Consider the following 16,743-nt stretch of genomic DNA (forward strand, 5'->3'; position numbering starts at 1 on the left):
TTTTGTTTTCATCTTTAGCATTGATGATTGGTGGACGTTTCAGTCGCGCTAAAAAGCGTAACAAGATGGTATCGTTCATTTCTCTTTCCTCCACCATAGGTATTGCGGTTGGCGTAGCAGTCATCATCATTGGCTTATCTGCGATGAATGGCTTTGAACGAGAGTTACAGTCTCGTGTGCTTTCTGTGATTCCACATGGTGAGTTAGAGGGGGTGAATGGTCCACTGCACAACTATACCAAAACCATGAAGCAAGCCCTAAGTCATGAGCATGTGGTTGCTGCCGCACCTTATGTTCGGTTTACAGGGTTAGCAGAGAAGGGCAGTAAGCTAAAAGCAATAGAAGTTCGCGGTGTGGATCCAGCTTTTGAGCAAGCTGTTTCTAGTATGTCTGACTTTATTGACCCACAGGCGTGGCAAAATTTTTACTCAGGTCAACAGCAAGTGATTCTTGGGCGTGGTGTCGGCAATGAGTTAAAGGTCGATGTTGGTGACTATATTACTTTAATGATCCCGCAATCAGGCAGTACGAATAAGGTACAAGCCCCAAAGCGAGTCCGAGTCAAAGTCGCTGGTTTTTTAACGCTTAACGGTCAAATCGATCATTCATTAGCGCTAGTACCACTCAAGGATGCTCAAGCCTATGCCCGCTTAGGTGATGGCGTTACAGGTATTTCGCTGAAGACGGATGATGTGTTGAATGCACCATCAATTGTACGTGAAGTCGGTAGCCGAATTGATGTTTATGTTTACCTAAAAAGCTGGCAACAACAATTTGGCTTTTTGTACCGTGATATCCAACTTGTTCGTACCATTATGTACCTGGTAATGGTGCTAGTGATTGGTGTCGCGTGTTTCAATATTGTCTCGACATTGATGATGGCGGTTAAAGATCGCGCGGCTGAGATTGCGATTCTTCGTACTATGGGTGCAAAAGACAGTTTGATTAAGCGTATCTTCGTTTGGCAAGGCGTATTCTCGGGCGTATTTGGTAGTCTTGCGGGTAGTGTCGTTGGCGTTCTTGTCGCTCTCAACCTCACACCGATTATTAAGGGGTTGGAAGCCTTAATTGGTCACCAATTTCTTTCGGGGGATATCTACTTTGTCGACTTCTTGCCATCGCAATTGCATTGGCCAGATGTTGCTTTGGTTTCAATTACGGCGATTATCTTGAGTTTGTTGGCTACATGGTACCCAGCCTCCCGCGCAGCGAAACTTAATCCAGCGGCGGTATTGAGTTCCAAGTAATCTACAAAGCTCAGCGAGCCGTTCGCAAATAACAGACAACAAAAAAGGACCGATTATTATCGGTCCTTTTTATCTATATCGTTGCTATCTCTAATTGGCTCGATGCGTTTCATACTTGAGTTACATCACCTTTCATTTCTAACGTTAACTGTTTTCCATTCAACGCGTCATAACCTGCCAACTGGTGAATAAGCGCTTATCGTACTTTACGCTTTTGCCAGCTTCTCACGACTGAATAACGCCAAAGACCACGAATACCGAAATAACCAATGATTGCTGACACTACGCCACAGATCGCGCAGCCAAGTAAGAACGGAGGTCCTATGGTGTTCATTTGCTGCATGATGAATTCCCACGACAATTCAAAGTGGAATGGTTGTGGTGGTACATGCATGACCAAGGCGCCAAGCTTGTAAGCAAAGTAGAACAGCACTGGCATGGTAATTGGGTTACTGATCCAAACAAGTGCGACTGATAGAGGCAAGTTAACACCAAGCATGATGGCAAGACCTGCCGCCATGATCATCTGACTCGGAAGCGGGACAAACGCCATAAACAGACCAACAGCAAAAGCACCAGACGCAGAGCGACGATTTAAACACCACAAGTTTGGGTTATATAAAACGTTGCCGAAGACCTTCAGTGCTTTTTGGCGTTTGATCATTTCATGATCTGGCATGAAGCGTTTTATCAGCTTTCTAGGCATAGGACGACATGACTCTCTTAGAAAAAAGTTTGACCTTGGCTTTATTTGTAGCGAGCGTTATTTCGTCTGCATGGTGGCCGACGATACCAGATTGGCGTTGGTTGCTGCTGGGAATAATTGCCACTGGCTCAATAATAAAATTACGACGTGGCTTATTGAGCATAGGCGTAATTTCGGGCTTTATGGTTGTCATTATCCACGGCAATGTTATGGAGCATCAAAGACAAGCCCTGTTTCAAGCAGGGGTGAATATTACCATAAATGGCAAAGTTGACAGCCCTTTTACGCAAATAAGTCACGGATATGAAGGAATTGCGCGTGTCCATCAGGTGAATTCTCAAAACTTGTTACCTTTTTTTAAACCGAAAATCCGGTTGATAACGCCTTTCCCACTCGCAGTTAACAGTGAGTTCACTACCGAAGTGACAATTAAACCCATCTTTGGGCTCTTAAACGAAGCAGGTCATGACGCCGAAAAACAGGCAGTAGGAAAGGGCATTGTGGCAAGGGCGACCGTTTCAAAGGATTCAGCGTGGCTTATTCGTGAGCGATCATCATTAAGAACGCAAATTATCGCCGTCGTTCATAAGCACATTGTTCAGCTTGAACACTTCGCTCTTATTCGTGCTTTGGCGTTTAGTGACCGTACGCTTCTGTCTCGATATGACTGGCAACTCCTACGTGATAGTGGCTTACTGCATTTGGTCTCGATTTCGGGTTTACATATAGGAATGGCGTTTGCTTTTGGTATGAGCTTTGGGGTTGTTGTTAGGTACGCTTTGCCAAAATTTGTCTTTTTACCTTCCTTGTTTGGGCTTGCTACTGCTTTTTTGTATTCATGGTTAGCAGACTTCTCTTTGCCTACGACTCGAGCTTTTTCAGTATGTTTGATTTACTTGTTATTAAAGTCTGCTTTGATTTATTGGAGCGCTTGGCGCGTGCTGCTCCTTGCTGTAGCAATACAGTTGTGCATCGAGCCGTTTTCTGCACTCACTATGAGCTTTTGGCTGTCTTATCTCTCTGTTATCGCCGTTTTATTTGCAGTGAATTGTGTACAACATAGCCGTGGCAATTGGATTAGGAAACTGGGTACCTTATTCAAAATTCAGTTAGTACTCACTGTGTTGATCATTCCGATTAGTGGGTTGTTTTTTGCCGGGACGAGCCTCTCCTCTATTTTATATAACCTCATTTTTATCCCTTGGTTCAGTTTTGTTGTCGTTCCACTGATGTTTGTTGCACTTATCATTACCCCGTTTTCAGTGCACTTGGCGAACATGCTGTGGCAGTGGTTAGATTGGATGCTTGTACCCCTTACTTGGTCTTTGCCATTTGCTTTGGGGAGTTGGCAATCTCTTAGCTCACAGGCAACGTTGTGGGTGCTGGTATTGGGCGTTTGTGTGCTTTCGATGCGATTTTTAAATCGAGAAGCTTCAGGTGTTTTGTTCTTGGTCATCACAAGTCTGGTGTTGTGGTATGAACGAAAATCCGATGGTTGGCGTATTGATGTGTTAGATGTTGGGCATGGACTTGCAGTGCTCCTAGAAAAAGACGGAGAAGTGCTTTTATATGACACGGGTAAAACATGGGCTTATGGAAGTATTGCTGAACAAGTTATTGCTCCTATCTTGTATCGCAGAGGGTTCGGTTCTATCGACATGTTTGTCGTCAGCCACGCCGACTCAGATCATGCTGGAGGACGTGCATATATCGAAAGGCACTTCGCCCCAGTTCGTAAGTTTAGTAGCCAAAACTACGCTAACTACCAACCTTGTATTGCAGGGGAACGATGGAAATGGCAAGCGCTAGAATTTGAAGTTCTTTGGCCTCCGAAGTTGGTTAAACGTGCATATAACCCACATTCATGCGTGATTCGTGTCGTCGATACCAAAACGGATTTTAAGTTGCTATTAACGGGCGATATTGAAGCCGTTAGTGAATGGATCTTGGTGAGAAAGCCCGATCAGTTAAAAAGTGATGTTGTGATTGTCCCGCATCACGGAAGTAAGAGCTCTTCTAACCCCAAGTTTGTTGAAGCGATTGCCCCAAAACTGGCGATCGCATCTCTGGCAAAAGGGAATCAGTGGGGAATGCCTGCAAATAACGTGGTTTTAGCGTACGAGAACGCCAATGCGAAATGGCTGGATACGGGGAATGGCGGTCAAATAAGCGTCCTTATTGAGCAAGAGAATTGGTATTTTGAAACGAAACGAAGTGAGACATTTGACCCTTGGTATAGGCAGATGCTGCGTAACGGAGTAGAATAAGAGTCTTAATGTAAGAAAACAAAGCACTTCTATGTCGATAAATACTGATGAAACGACTTGGCAGACGTTTAAGCGTCTATGGCAATTTATTCGCCTTTATAAGTCAGGTCTAATCGTTGCTGTTGTAGCATTGGTTGTTAATGCTATCTCTGATACCTACATGATCTCCTTGCTAAAACCGCTTCTAGATGAAGGTTTTGGTAGTGCGGAATCTGATTTTCTACGTACACTTCCACTTATCGTTTTCGCCATGATGTTTATTCGTGGCGTAAGTGGATTTGTTTCCACTTATTGTTTGAGCTGGGTATCCGGCAATGTGGTAATGCAAATCCGTCGCATGGTGTTTAATCATTTTATGCATATGCCTGTTTCTTATTTCGATAAAGAAAAAACAGGCAATCTACTTTCTCGAATTACTTATGACTCTGAACAAGTTTCAGCGGCGACTAGTTCTGCGCTAGTTAGCATTGTGCGTGAAGGCGCAAGCATCATTGGTTTGTTGGTTCTGATGTTCTATAACAGCTGGCAATTGTCTTTGGTTTTGTTTGCTGTTGCTCCTGTTGTTGCTTTTGGTATTAGCGTTGTTTCTAAGCGATTCAGAAAGATCTCGAGAAACATGCAGACGATGATGGGCAATGTGACTGCCTCTGCAGAGCAAATGCTGAAAGGTCACAAAGTAGTACTGAGTTATGGCGGCCAAGATATCGAAGGTAAACGCTTCGAGAAAGTAAGTAACCAAATGCGCCAACAAAGCATGAAGTTGGTGACAGCTCAAGCAGCGGCAAACCCAATCATCCAGATGATTGCGTCTATTGCTATTGTTGTGGTGCTTTATCTTGCAAGTATTGACTCAATTAAAGACCAGTTAACGCCAGGTACATTTACTGTTGTATTCTCTGCGATGTTTGGTTTGATGCGTCCATTGAAAGCACTAACAAGCGTAACGTCACAGTTCCAACGTGGTATGGCGGCGAGCCAAACCTTGTTCGCTCTTGTGGATTTGGATACAGAAAAGAACGAAGGCAAATTCACTGTCGAGCGAGCAAAAGGCGACGTTGCAGTGAAAGATGTAAGCTTTACCTATGAAGGTTCTGAAAAGCCTGCATTGGAAAATGTCAGCTTTGATATTCCACGAGGCAAAACAGTTGCCTTAGTGGGGCGCTCAGGTTCAGGTAAGAGTACCATTGCGAATTTGTTTAACCGTTTCTACGATGTAAGTGGCGGTGCTATCTCACTTGATGGTCATGATATCCGTGACTATGAGCTGAAAAACTTACGTGAGCAGTTTGCTCTGGTTTCGCAAAACGTACATCTGTTTAACGATACGATTGCGAACAATATTGCTTACGCAACAGAAGGCAAGTATTCACGTGAAGACATTGAACGCGCAGCCAGCCTAGCTCATGCGATGGAGTTCATCAGTAAGATGGATGGTGGACTCGACGCGATGATAGGTGAGAACGGTGCAAGCCTTTCTGGTGGGCAGCGTCAACGTGTAGCAATTGCTCGAGCTTTATTACGTGATGCGCCAGTTCTTATTCTTGATGAGGCAACATCTGCTCTAGATACCGAATCTGAACGAGCAATCCAATCTGCTCTGGATGAGCTACAGAAAGACAAAACCGTATTGGTGATTGCCCACCGCCTATCTACGATTGAGAATGCAGATGAAATTTTGGTTGTGGACGAAGGTGCAATTGTTGAGCGTGGTAGCCATGCCGATTTAATCGCGAAAGATGGCGCTTATGCCCAACTTCACCGAATCCAATTTGGTGCTTAAGCGCTGTGATTGAAAAAATCTGGTTCGAAAACCATCCTCTCAAGTACTTACTGTGGCCACTACTGTGGCCACTTAGTCTGCTATTCGGTGCAATTAGTAAGTCTAAGCGACAACAATACCAATCTGGAAAAAAACAAGCGTATAAAGCGCCTGTACCTGTTGTCGTTGTTGGTAACATTACTGCTGGTGGGAACGGCAAAACCCCAGTTGTGGTGTGGCTGGTAGAGCAATTGCAGCAGCTTGGTTTTAAGCCTGGAGTGGTGTCTAGAGGCTATGGCGCGAAAGCACCGCAATATCCGTTATTGCTTGATGATAGTACGCCTGCTAAACATTGTGGTGATGAACCTAAGCTTATCTATCGCAGAACTGGCGCACCAATGGCAGTGGATCCAGTCCGTGTTAATGCAGTGAAAGCATTACTAGAAGTGGGCGTTGATATCATTGTTACGGATGATGGGCTTCAACATTACGCGCTTGAGAGAGATATCGAGTTTGTTATTGTTGATGGTAATCGTCGCTTTGGTAATGAAAGCCTTATACCGCTTGGTCCGCTTCGCGAAGGGGTAGAGCGTCTTTCTAACGTCGATTTTATTATCACTAACGGTGGTCAAGCTCAGCAAAACGAAATGCCAATGTCTTTAGCGCCATCGAAAGCCGTTAATTTAAAGACAAAACAGCAAGTCGAGGTGAGCGAACTGCAAGACCTCGTTGCATTTGCTGGGATCGGACATCCGCCACGATTTTTTAATACACTTAATGCGATGAACGCTGACGTTAAAGTAACGAAGGGTTTTGCCGACCATCAAGACTTTGACCAGCAAGAATTGCACGCATTGGCTCAACAAGGGGCGAATGTGATTATGACAGAAAAAGATGCCGTCAAATGTGACAGCTATGCGCAAGATAATTGGTGGTATCTGCCTGTTTCTGCTCAGTTTGAATCAAACGATGCAGAGCGAATTTTAAATCGAATAAAAGAGGTTAAAGCGACTTATGGATCACCGTCTGCTTGAGATTGTAGCTTGCCCTGTGTGCAAAGGTAAGCTGACGTACGATAAAGATAATCAAGAGTTGATCTGCAAATTGGATCGCCTTGCTTACCCAATAAAAGAGGGTATTCCTGTTCTGCTTGAGCCAGAAGCTCGAACCATGAGCATGGACGAGGGACGCTAATGTCTTTTACGGTTGTCATTCCTGCACGCTATGCGTCAAGCCGCTTACCAGGTAAGCCATTGGCAGATATTGGTGGTAAACCTATGATCCAATGGGTTTACGAGCAAGCGTTACAAGCGGGTGCAGAAGATGTGATTATTGCAACTGACGATGAGCGAGTGTCAGTGGCAGCAGAGCAGTTTGGTGGCAAGGTTTGTATGACCTCGCCAAACCACGAATCTGGCACTGAGCGACTAGCCGAAGTAGTAGAGAAAATGGCGATTCCTGCAGACCATATTGTGGTGAATGTTCAGGGTGATGAACCATTGATTCCGCCGTCTATCATTCGCCAAGTGGCTGATAACTTAGCAGGTTGCGATGCGCCCATGGCAACGCTTGCGGTGGAGATCGAATCGGAAGAGGAAGTCTTCAACCCGAATGCGGTAAAAGTGGTCGCGGATGAGCGTGGCTATGCCATGTATTTTAGCCGAGCAACGATTCCATGGGATCGTGACAACTTTGCTAAACAAGACAAAACGATCGCGAACCCATTGATGCGTCACATCGGCATCTACGCTTACCGTGCTGGTTTTATCAATACCTATGTGAATTGGCAGCCAAGTGCACTTGAACAAATCGAGTGCCTAGAGCAGCTTCGCGTACTTTGGTACGGCGAAAAGATTCATGTGGAAGTTGCAAAAGAAGCGCCAGCAGCCGGTGTGGATACGCCAGAAGATTTAGAAGCAGTACGTGCGATTGTCGCTAAGCAAGCACAATAAGCTTGGTATTGATTTCAAAATTAGAAAAGGCTCCTCATTGAGGAGCCTTTTTGTATCTACGATAGATTGGAAGCTGTATCGGTTAGATATTGGTGTCGTACTGATTGCGTTTCGGACATGTTGAGAGGATCTCTCTGTGTCCGGTGTCTTTGACTTCTTCCAAAATTACGTCGAAGCCCCACAAGCGATATACATGCTTAAGTACTTCTTCATAACTGTTATCCAAAGGAATACGGTTATGGGGGACATATTGCAGCGTTAATGAGCGGTCACCGCGGACATCTACGTTAAACACCTGAATATTTGGCTCTAAATTCGCCAAGTTATATTGCGCAGCTAGCGTTTCACGAATGCGTCGGTAACCGATCTCATCGTGAATGGCGGCAACTTCGATGAAGTTTTTACGATCATCGTCATTGATGGCAAACAACTTGAAATCACGCATGAGCTTCGGTGATAAGTATTGGCTAATAAAGCTTTCATCTTTGAAGTTATGCATGGCAAAGTGAACCGCGTCTAACCAGTCTGTTCCTGCTAGTTCAGGGAACCACTCTTTGTCCTCGTCTGTTGGTTCTTCACAGATACGTTTGATATCGCGGAACATCGCAAAACCAAGCGCATAAGGGTTGATGCCACTAAAGTAAGGGCTGTTATATGGTGGCTGTGCAACCACACTAGTGTGACTGTGTAGAAATTCGAGAATGAACTTCTCAGACACCAAACCCTCATCATAAAGGTGATTAAGAATGGTGTAGTGCCAGAATGTTGCCCAGCCTTCGTTCATGACCTGAGTTTGTTTTTGAGGATAGAAGTATTGGCTTACCTTACGAACGATACGCACAATCTCACGTTGCCATGGCTCAAGCAGAGGAGCATGTTTTTCAAAGAAATAGAGCAGGTTCTCTTGTGGCTCGCTAGGGAAACGAACTTTAATGTCTTCTTCTTTGGTTTTCGATTGTGGAACGGTACGCCATAACTCGTTCACTTGCGATTGCAGGTAAGCTTCACGCTCTTCCTGACGCGCTTTCTCCTCGTTAATTGAAATCTTTTCAGGACGTTTATAACGGTCAACGCCGAAGTTCATAAGTGCATGGCAAGAGTCTAGAAGCTGCTCGACTTCGTGCACACCATAACGCTCTTCACATTCCGCAATGTAGTTCTTCGCAAACAATAGATAATCGATGATAGAGCTGGCATCGGTCCAAGTTTGGAACAGGTAATTGCCTTTAAAGAACGAATTGTGCCCATAGCATGCGTGAGCAATAACCAGTGCCTGCATAGTGATGGTGTTCTCTTCCATCAGGTAAGCGATGCATGGGTTTGAGTTAATGACGATCTCGTAAGCTAGACCCATTTGACCGTGCTTATAGTTCTGCTCTGTTTGGATGAACTTTTTACCAAACGACCAGTGGTTGTAGTTGATAGGCATACCGATGCTTGAGTATGCGTCCATCATTTGCTCTGAGGTGATGACTTCGATTTGGTTAGGGTAGGTGTCGAGGCGATAAAGCTCCGCGACACGCTTGATTTCCTTGTGGTAACGCTCCAGCAGTTCAAATGTCCAGTCTGGACCATCTGGCAGCATATTATCTCTGCGTTTCTTCGAGGCTTCCCCCGAAAGGTTTGTCGTTGCGGTATTCATCGCTAGCCTCCTTACGCATTTTCTTTTTGGAATAGTTCACGGAAGACTGGGAAGATATCCTCCACAGAGCGGATGTTTTTCATGGCGAAGTTTGGAAAGGCTTCGGAAAGCTTTTCATACTCATGCCACAGCGTTTGATGGGAACGTCTAGTGATCTCGATGTATGAATAGTACTGACAATTTGGCAGTAACTTATTGACGAGTAGGTCACGACAACGGGGTGAGTCGTCTGCCCAGTTATCGCCATCGGATGCCTGAGCCGCGTAGATGTTCCATTGACCCACAGGGTAGCGGTCTTGAACGATCTCATTCATCAGCTTGAGCGCGCTCGATACGATAGTGCCCCCCGTTTCTTGCGAATAGAAAAACTCGTGCTCGTCTACTTCTTTCGCTTGGGTGTGGTGGCGAATGAAGACCACTTCAACATTCTCATACGTGCGAGTTAAGAAAAGATACAAAAGCACATAGAAGCGTTTTGCAATGTCTTTGGTGGCTTGATCCATAGAACCGGATACATCCATTAGACAGAACATGACCGCTTGGCTCGATGGCACAGGGCGCTTCTCATAGTTCTTGAAACGTAAGTCGAAGGTATCAATGAAGGGTACGCTTTCGATTTTCTTACGTAACTCTTCGATTTCCTTCTTCAAGCGATTTTCTTCGAGCTGTTGTGCAGGCTCAATGTTCTTGATGCGAGTTAGTTCATCCTCTAGCTCGTTAAGAAGACGTTTTTTACCTGCTGTCATTGCAGTGCGTCGCGCCAGAGATTGTTGTAACGAGCGAACGACGGCAATGTTGGATGGAATACCCGCGGTTTGATAACCCGCGCGATGGGTCTTCCACTCTGTGATTTTGGCAATTTGGTTTTTCTCGAGATTTGGTAGCTCTAAATCTTCAAATAAGATGTCGAGATATTCGTCTTTTGAGATTTGGAAAACGAACTCGTCTTGACCTTCGCCGTCGGGGCTAGCATTGCCTTCACCAGCACCGCCGCCTTGACCTCCACCTTTCGGACGTTCAATTTTATCACCCGTGATAAATTGGTCGTTACCAGGGTGCACACGGTCACGTACGCCCCCTTTACCCTGATGAAACATAGGTTCGTTAATGTCTTTGTGCGGTATTGCGACGTCTTCGCCCGTTTCCGTGTTCGTGATCGAGCGTCGATTCACTGCGTCAGCTACCGACTCTTTAATCTGCTCTTTATGGCGCTTCAAGAAGCGCTGTCGATTAACAGCGCTCTTGTTCTTGCCATTGAGCCTTCGGTCTATAAATTGCGCCATGAAATAGCCCTCTTCATGTTTCACAAGCGACCTAACTCAAACTGGTTAGGATGACTTACGTACTCGTAGGTACCACTCAGAAAGTAGGCGAACCTGTTTCTCGGTGTAGCCTTTTTCCATCATGCGAGCGACAAAGTCGTCGTGTTTCTTCTGATCTTCAGAAGACGTTTTCGCATTGAATGAGATAACCGGAAGCAGCTCTTCGGTATTGGAGAACATTTTTTTCTCGATTACCGTGCGCAGTTTTTCGTAGCTGGTCCAAACTGGGTTTTGACCATTGTTATTGGCTTTCGCACGAAGCACAAAGTTTACGATTTCGTTTCGGAAATCTTTAGGGTTAGAGATGCCCGCTGTTTTCTCGATCTTCTCTAATTCAGCATTTAGAGAAGCACGGTCGAACAGTTGACCTGTTTCTGGATCGCGATATTCTTGGTCTTGGATCCAGAAGTCTGCATATGTGACGTAACGGTCGAAGATATTCTGACCGTACTCAGAGTAAGACTCTAGGTATGCAGTTTGAACTTCTTTACCAATGAACTCGACATAACGAGGCACTAGATAGCCTTTCAAGAATTCAAGGTACTTCTCTGCCATTTCTGAAGGGAACTGCTCACGTTCTACTTGCTGTTCAATAACATAGAACAGGTGAACAGGGTTGGCCGCTACTTCCGTTTGGTCGAAGTTGAACACGCGAGATAAGATTTTGAAGGCGAAACGAGTTGATAGACCGTTCATACCTTCGTCAACGCCTGCGTAGTCACGGTACTCTTGGTAGCTCTTCGCTTTCGGATCGGTGTCTTTCAGTGTTTCACCATCGTACACTCGCATCTTAGAGAAGATGGACGAGTTCTCAGGCTCTTTAAGTCGCGAAAGAATACTAAATTGTGCCAGAGTTTCGAGCGTACTTGGTGAGCAAGGTGCTTTAGAAAGCTCACTGTTTTCAAGCAGTTTCTGGTAGATCTTCACTTCTTCCGACACACGTAAACAGTAAGGTACTTTCACTATGTACACACGGTCTAAGAACGCCTCATTGTTCTTATTGTTGCGGAAGGTTTGCCACTCAGATTCGTTCGAGTGAGCCAGAATCATACCGTCGAATGGAATCGCAGACAGTCCCTCGGTACCATTAAAGTTGCCTTCTTGAGTTGCGGTTAATAGAGGGTGTAGCACCTTGATTGGCGCCTTGAACATCTCTACGAATTCCATCAAACCTTGGTTCGCTTTACACAGCGCACCAGAGTAACTGTAGGCATCTGGGTCGTCTTGTGAGTAATGCTCTAACTGACGAATATCGACTTTACCAACGAGGGACGAAATGTCTTGGTTGTTTTCATCGCCTGGCTCGGTTTTAGCAATAGCCACTTGGTCGAGGATGGAAGGGCGTACTTTCAGCACTCTGAACTTGGTGATATCACCACCAAATTCATGCAGACGTTTTGCTGCCCACGGTGACATGATAGATCGTAGGTAACGATGTTCGATGCCGTATTCTTTCTTCAAGATCTCGCCATCTTCTGTCGGATTGAACAGACAGAAAGGGTGATCGTTAACTGGGCTTCGTTCGCCGTTCGCACTAAGCACATAAACGGGCATTTTTTCCATTAGGGCTTTTAGCTTTTCGGCAAGTGATGACTTACCACCACCAACAGGACCGAGTAAGTACAGAATTTGTTTACGCTCTTCCAAACCTTGTGCGGCATGTTTGAGATAAGAAACAATCTGCTCAATCGCATCTTCCATGCCATAGAAGTCTTTGAAGGTTTCATAACGTGAGATGACTCGGTTCGAGAATATACGGCTCAGTCTTGGATCTTGAGCAGTATCAATGACTTCTGGCTCTCCGATAGCCATCAGTAGGCGTTCTGCAGCATTAGCGTAAGCGCTTTTGTCGTCTTTACACAGGGCTAAGAAATCCTGTAACGACATCTCTTCATCTTTTGCAGCTTCATATCTTGATTGATAGTGGTCGAAAATACTCATGTCGCTTTCCCCTTTAACTAGTCAGTCTACCGACGAACGTTGACGCAGGCTTATCCACCTTTGATATGCCCTTCGTTGTATGAAGTTATACGTCCTGTTATCACGTTTGGTTTGTACTGGAAGTAAGCTAGACAACACCAAAGACTTTGCTTTATGGACACTTTTTCACTGCAACGGAGAACGATGGATAGGTACCTTTCAATCACTCCCTTTCTCATTTTAAGCCTAGTCGGGGATTTCCAATTTTGCTTAACAATTATGAATTTATTGCAAAAGTGACATTTGAATCACTGTTTGGAGATTGAAAAATTTATGTTGTGAATAGGAGTGATAGAAATCAGATATTTGGCTTTGAATCACTGATATTAGTGATTCGTATACAAGTCTGGAGAATGAAAGATAAAACTGTGCTGATAGAATGAGCTTGACTTGTGACAGGGGAAAAGAAAAAAGGAGAGCCTTTGCCCTCCTTTTCAAATACTTGCTGAATTATGCACTAAAGATTTGTGCTAGCTCGTTTGCACATAGGTGGTATTGACGAGGACAGTTGCGCCAGGTTTTTAGCATGCGGCGGTATTTGTCTAACATTGGCATTTGGCTATTGAAGTGGTGATCAGCTTTATCAAATTGAGGGTAAAGACCTTCTGAATCCACTAGGAAGCGCACATAGTGTACTTGTTGTGCTTCTGTCGCAATATCAAAGCCAAGGAACTGAAGGCGACGCTGGTCGACTTTACCGCGCTCTTCGTCATCCAGCATTTTGTTTGATTCTTGCATTGCGTGGTACATCTCCATGATGTCGATGATTTCACGACACTCGGTTTCTGTAATGCAGCCAAAATCTTTGTTCAACTCGCGCATTTGTAGCTCGTAACCACGCTCTACAATAGTCTGTAGACGCTTGTATTTTGCCGCGTTGTTAGGATCAAGTTGAGACATTAGGTTGTACTGGTTTGATAGGATCAAACGTTGAGCGTTTGACATTTCCATGGTGACCTCACTAAATAATCTAATACATTTTTAATGTGCTTAGGTTAACGTTTCGGATGAAGGTGAAACATGATCTCAACACATATTTAATATGAAAAATGGCAAGAATTATCGAATTTAACCAGTTTACAAATGCAGTATGAATGGGGCGTTACAACTTATTTGTGATAATGGTTGTATATGTAGTCACGGTCCGAAAAAACTCTCAGCCACTCAGGCTTAAAAACGGTCAGTACCGCTAAAGCCATTCCATTAAGAAGACCTTCAGGGAAAGCGAGTAACGGAACAAACACAAAGTAATTGTGCTGGATGGTTTGCCAATCATAGTGGCCCACAGATAGGCGGTAAAAAGAATTGATCAGCAAGTGGAGGCTGCCGGTAAGTGCACCATTGAAGAATCCTGCCACAAAAATGAATACGAAGATGTTACGTGGTAAGTACTGGTAACTCAGAAGAAAGATGCTGTAACTGATAAGTATTGGAATCAGTGCAGAGAGCACCAGCGCGCTTGGCAACATCAACAACGATATGTCATGAATCAAGTGGTTGACGACCATCGCAGGGATGCAAAATAGATAAGCCATGCGCCAACCATACATCATAGTTAGCGTGGTTAAAGCAAGGAAATGAATTTGTAACCCTTCTTTTACCCCTGCTCGGGCAGACCACAAAACGCTAATCAAGAAAAGTGTCGCGAAGACTAAATGTTGGAATGGCTTTTCTTGTTCCATTTTAGGCCAAACGACTCTTCGCCAATCGGGGAGACAATAAACGACGACGACCCAGAAAATAATGATGATCGAAACAAAACTAAACCAATCCATGTGTTATCCCAACGCTTTTCCTATGAGCTTTACTTACGGTTTCGTATTCCTAATACGTCTAATATGAGTTGGATAGGGCACAAGACCTGCTGGTCCGTTAGACACATATACCTACGTATAGGTAAAAAAATACCAGCAAGTTGCTGGTATTTTTAATCTATTCAATAACCTAATGCTACTTAGTATTTCACATTTGAGTGGTATTGGGAAAGAATTGACTGGATTTCGTCCATAGTTTCTTTAGATGGAGGATTTACACCATCAAGAGGATATTCAACACCAAGCGCCTCCCATTTGTGTGCGCCGAGTTTGTGGTATGGCAGAAGCTCTACTTTTTCAATGTTATCCATATCTTTAATGAATTCACCAAGCATATGAGCGGCTTCTGGTTCGTCCGTGTAGCCAGGAACAACCACATAACGAATCCAAGTCTTTTGACCAATTTTATGTAGATAACGAGCAAAGTCTAAAACACGACGGTTAGACACACCAATGAAGTCTTGGTGAATCTCATCTTTCATGTGTTTTAGGTCAAGCATGACTAGGTCAGTCGCATCCAACACTTCATCGATCACGTCGGTGTGTTTACGGATGTAGCCGTTAGTATCCAAACAAGTGTGAATGCCTTCTGCTTGAGCAGCGCGGAAGAAGTCACGAACGAACTCAGGCTGAAGCATCGCTTCACCACCGGAACAAGTAATGCCACCACCTGATGCGTTCATGAAGTGACGGTAAGTTTTTGCTTCAGCAATAATCTCTTCAACCGTAACTTCCTTGCCATCATGCGTGTCCCATGTATCGCGGTTATGGCAATACTTACAACGCATTAAGCAACCCTGCAAGAAGACGATAAAACGGATACCAGGTCCGTCTACGGTACCACATGACTCAAACGAGTGAATACGACCAGTTGTTGACATCTTTTGCTCTCATTTTTAATAAATTCTGACCGTTATTTTATTACAAATTGCAGGGTTAAAACAGTCTAAGTGGGCTTTCGTTGGCGAGATATTGAGCAAAGACAACGGCGAATGAAAACTCACACGCCGTATGGGGAGATTTCTTTAGAAGAAGGCGAACAAAGACAAAGAGCCTGTACCGTAAACGTCAGTTTGGGCTTCCTCATAGTCTGGCGTTTTCACTGTAAATGTTAAGCTTGCGCCATAGTTTTGGTTGTACCAAGCCGCACCTGCAACGGCACTCGCTTGCCAGTTCTGTAGTGTGACATCATATTGGTCTGATGGCTCTGGTAGACCTGAACGGTCGCCTTCAATAGTGATATCGTTAAAGCGGTAACGACCTTCAAAGCCCGTGAATAAGAACCAACTTGATGTGCTCTTAGCTAACATGCTGGCATGGAATGGACTTTCAACGCTGATGTTTGCGGCACCTACGCTGTTGGCTAAGTTAGTACCCCAACGAAACATGACACCTTGTGAAACGTCACTTCGGAAATTACCTGCGTTAATATCGTTAACGTTGGTAATTTCCCACTGTGTCGTTTTGCCTTCGCTACGCATCAATTTGTTGAACGCTCGGTAGCCGACGCTAAATGCCAACTCGTCATCAATTTGGTAATCCCAACCTTGTGGATCGGTTGAACCAGTAATGCTATGAACCAGCTCTTGCGCCTTTTCAGACAGTGAGCTCTCACCCGTTGCGCCGATAGTGAAATTGTAGCGAACAGCTTTATCAGCGGTGAGTGAGATATAGTTGATTTCAGTATGTAAGTAGCCCGCGTAAGGACGATCGTTGACAAGTGGGTAGTCGGCTTCGATGTCACTTGGCGTGTACATTTTATGCCCAAGCACTAATTCAATCTTATCGACGTTGCTTTGGCTAGAATCATTTAATGTAAACCATTTCCATTCTGCGTCTTCACGCAATTGTTCAGTCGCGTAAGAGAGAAAAATACCATTGGTATAATCTTGGTCAACGCCAAAAATGCCATCGTTATCGAGAGTGAAAGAGACTGTGGATTTGGTGGATGCGATTGCTGCCGGTGATAGCAGCGCAAGGATGAATAATTTACTGAGTTTCATAGTGTATGTTTGCAAGCTTTTTACGCATCATACGGAAGATCCCAGACAAAA

At 44.6% G+C, this 16,743-nt stretch carries 14 protein-coding genes; 6 read left to right on the top strand and 8 right to left on the bottom strand.

Annotation, left to right across the window (positions count from 1 at the left end; all coding sequences use genetic code 11):
- Positions 1-2: 2 nt before the first annotated feature.
- Positions 3-1,247 carry a lipoprotein-releasing ABC transporter permease subunit LolE gene (lolE, locus tag OH459_RS02180; RefSeq protein WP_053052834.1) on the top strand — a complete coding sequence of 415 codons (1,245 nt, stop codon included), beginning with the start codon at positions 3-5 and terminating at the stop codon, positions 1,245-1,247.
- Between the two features lie 196 nt (positions 1,248-1,443).
- Here the strand turns inward: lolE and OH459_RS02185 are convergent, their stop codons facing one another.
- Positions 1,444-1,953, bottom strand: coding sequence for a DUF2062 domain-containing protein (locus tag OH459_RS02185; protein ID WP_005446692.1), 510 nt, complete (start codon positions 1,951-1,953; stop codon positions 1,444-1,446).
- An 8-nt stretch (positions 1,954-1,961) separates the two neighbouring features.
- On the opposite strand from OH459_RS02185, the gene OH459_RS02190 reads away from it, so the two are divergent.
- Genes OH459_RS02190 through kdsB form a run of 5 tightly spaced genes read left to right on the top strand, consistent with a single transcriptional unit; the run spans position 1,962 to position 7,931 of the window.
- On the top strand, positions 1,962-4,220 hold the full coding sequence (locus OH459_RS02190) for a DNA internalization-related competence protein ComEC/Rec2 (RefSeq protein WP_269985037.1): 2,259 nt from the start codon (positions 1,962-1,964) through the stop codon (positions 4,218-4,220).
- Positions 4,221-4,251: 31 nt separating this feature from the next.
- Positions 4,252-6,000: a lipid A ABC transporter ATP-binding protein/permease MsbA gene (gene msbA, locus OH459_RS02195; protein WP_269985039.1), complete on the top strand. Its 1,749-nt coding sequence runs from the start codon at positions 4,252-4,254 to the stop codon at positions 5,998-6,000.
- 5 nt (positions 6,001-6,005) lie between these two features.
- Entirely contained in the window at positions 6,006-7,013 is a 1,008-nt protein-coding gene (gene lpxK, locus OH459_RS02200) for a tetraacyldisaccharide 4'-kinase (RefSeq protein WP_269985041.1), read from the top strand.
- Positions 6,994-7,173 carry a Trm112 family protein gene (locus tag OH459_RS02205; RefSeq protein ID WP_005378451.1) on the top strand — a complete coding sequence of 60 codons (180 nt, stop codon included), beginning with the start codon at positions 6,994-6,996 and terminating at the stop codon, positions 7,171-7,173. The genes lpxK and OH459_RS02205 overlap by 20 nt, the downstream gene beginning before the upstream one ends.
- Positions 7,173-7,931 (top strand): 3-deoxy-manno-octulosonate cytidylyltransferase, encoded by a 759-nt coding sequence (gene kdsB / locus OH459_RS02210; protein WP_005446698.1) that lies wholly within the window; start codon positions 7,173-7,175, stop codon positions 7,929-7,931. The genes OH459_RS02205 and kdsB overlap by 1 nt, the downstream gene beginning before the upstream one ends.
- Before the next feature lie 82 nt (positions 7,932-8,013).
- Here kdsB and OH459_RS02215 read toward each other — a convergent pair whose 3' ends face one another.
- The 7 genes from OH459_RS02215 to OH459_RS02245 all read right to left on the bottom strand — a co-directional run bounded on the left by OH459_RS02215 (position 8,014) and on the right by OH459_RS02245 (position 16,692).
- Positions 8,014-9,573: a SpoVR family protein gene (locus OH459_RS02215; RefSeq protein WP_049535777.1), complete on the bottom strand. Its 1,560-nt coding sequence runs from the start codon at positions 9,571-9,573 to the stop codon at positions 8,014-8,016.
- Positions 9,574-9,584: 11 nt separating this feature from the next.
- Complete coding sequence (locus OH459_RS02220) at positions 9,585-10,856, bottom strand: YeaH/YhbH family protein (protein WP_005446701.1); 1,272 nt, start codon at positions 10,854-10,856, stop codon at positions 9,585-9,587.
- Between the two features lie 45 nt (positions 10,857-10,901).
- The gene (locus tag OH459_RS02225) at positions 10,902-12,836 is read right to left on the bottom strand and encodes a PrkA family serine protein kinase (protein WP_269985202.1); all 1,935 of its coding nucleotides are present in this window, start codon (positions 12,834-12,836) and stop codon (positions 10,902-10,904) included.
- Between the two features lie 489 nt (positions 12,837-13,325).
- Positions 13,326-13,826, bottom strand: a complete 501-nt coding sequence (locus tag OH459_RS02230; RefSeq protein WP_005431701.1) for a YfbU family protein — start codon at positions 13,824-13,826, stop codon at positions 13,326-13,328.
- A 158-nt stretch (positions 13,827-13,984) separates the two neighbouring features.
- Positions 13,985-14,650, bottom strand: a complete 666-nt coding sequence (locus tag OH459_RS02235) for an energy-coupling factor ABC transporter permease (RefSeq protein WP_269985206.1) — start codon at positions 14,648-14,650, stop codon at positions 13,985-13,987.
- 179 nt (positions 14,651-14,829) lie between these two features.
- Positions 14,830-15,570 (bottom strand): pyruvate formate lyase 1-activating protein, encoded by a 741-nt coding sequence (gene pflA / locus OH459_RS02240; protein ID WP_005446703.1) that lies wholly within the window; start codon positions 15,568-15,570, stop codon positions 14,830-14,832.
- A gap of 144 nt (positions 15,571-15,714) precedes the next feature.
- Positions 15,715-16,692: a lipid A deacylase LpxR family protein gene (locus tag OH459_RS02245; protein WP_269985209.1), complete on the bottom strand. Its 978-nt coding sequence runs from the start codon at positions 16,690-16,692 to the stop codon at positions 15,715-15,717.
- Between the last annotated feature and the right edge of the window lie 51 nt (positions 16,693-16,743).

The organism is Vibrio sp. MM46, assembly GCF_027587135.1.
In the GTDB taxonomy this organism is placed as follows: Bacteria; Pseudomonadota; Gammaproteobacteria; order Enterobacterales; family Vibrionaceae; genus Vibrio; species Vibrio harveyi.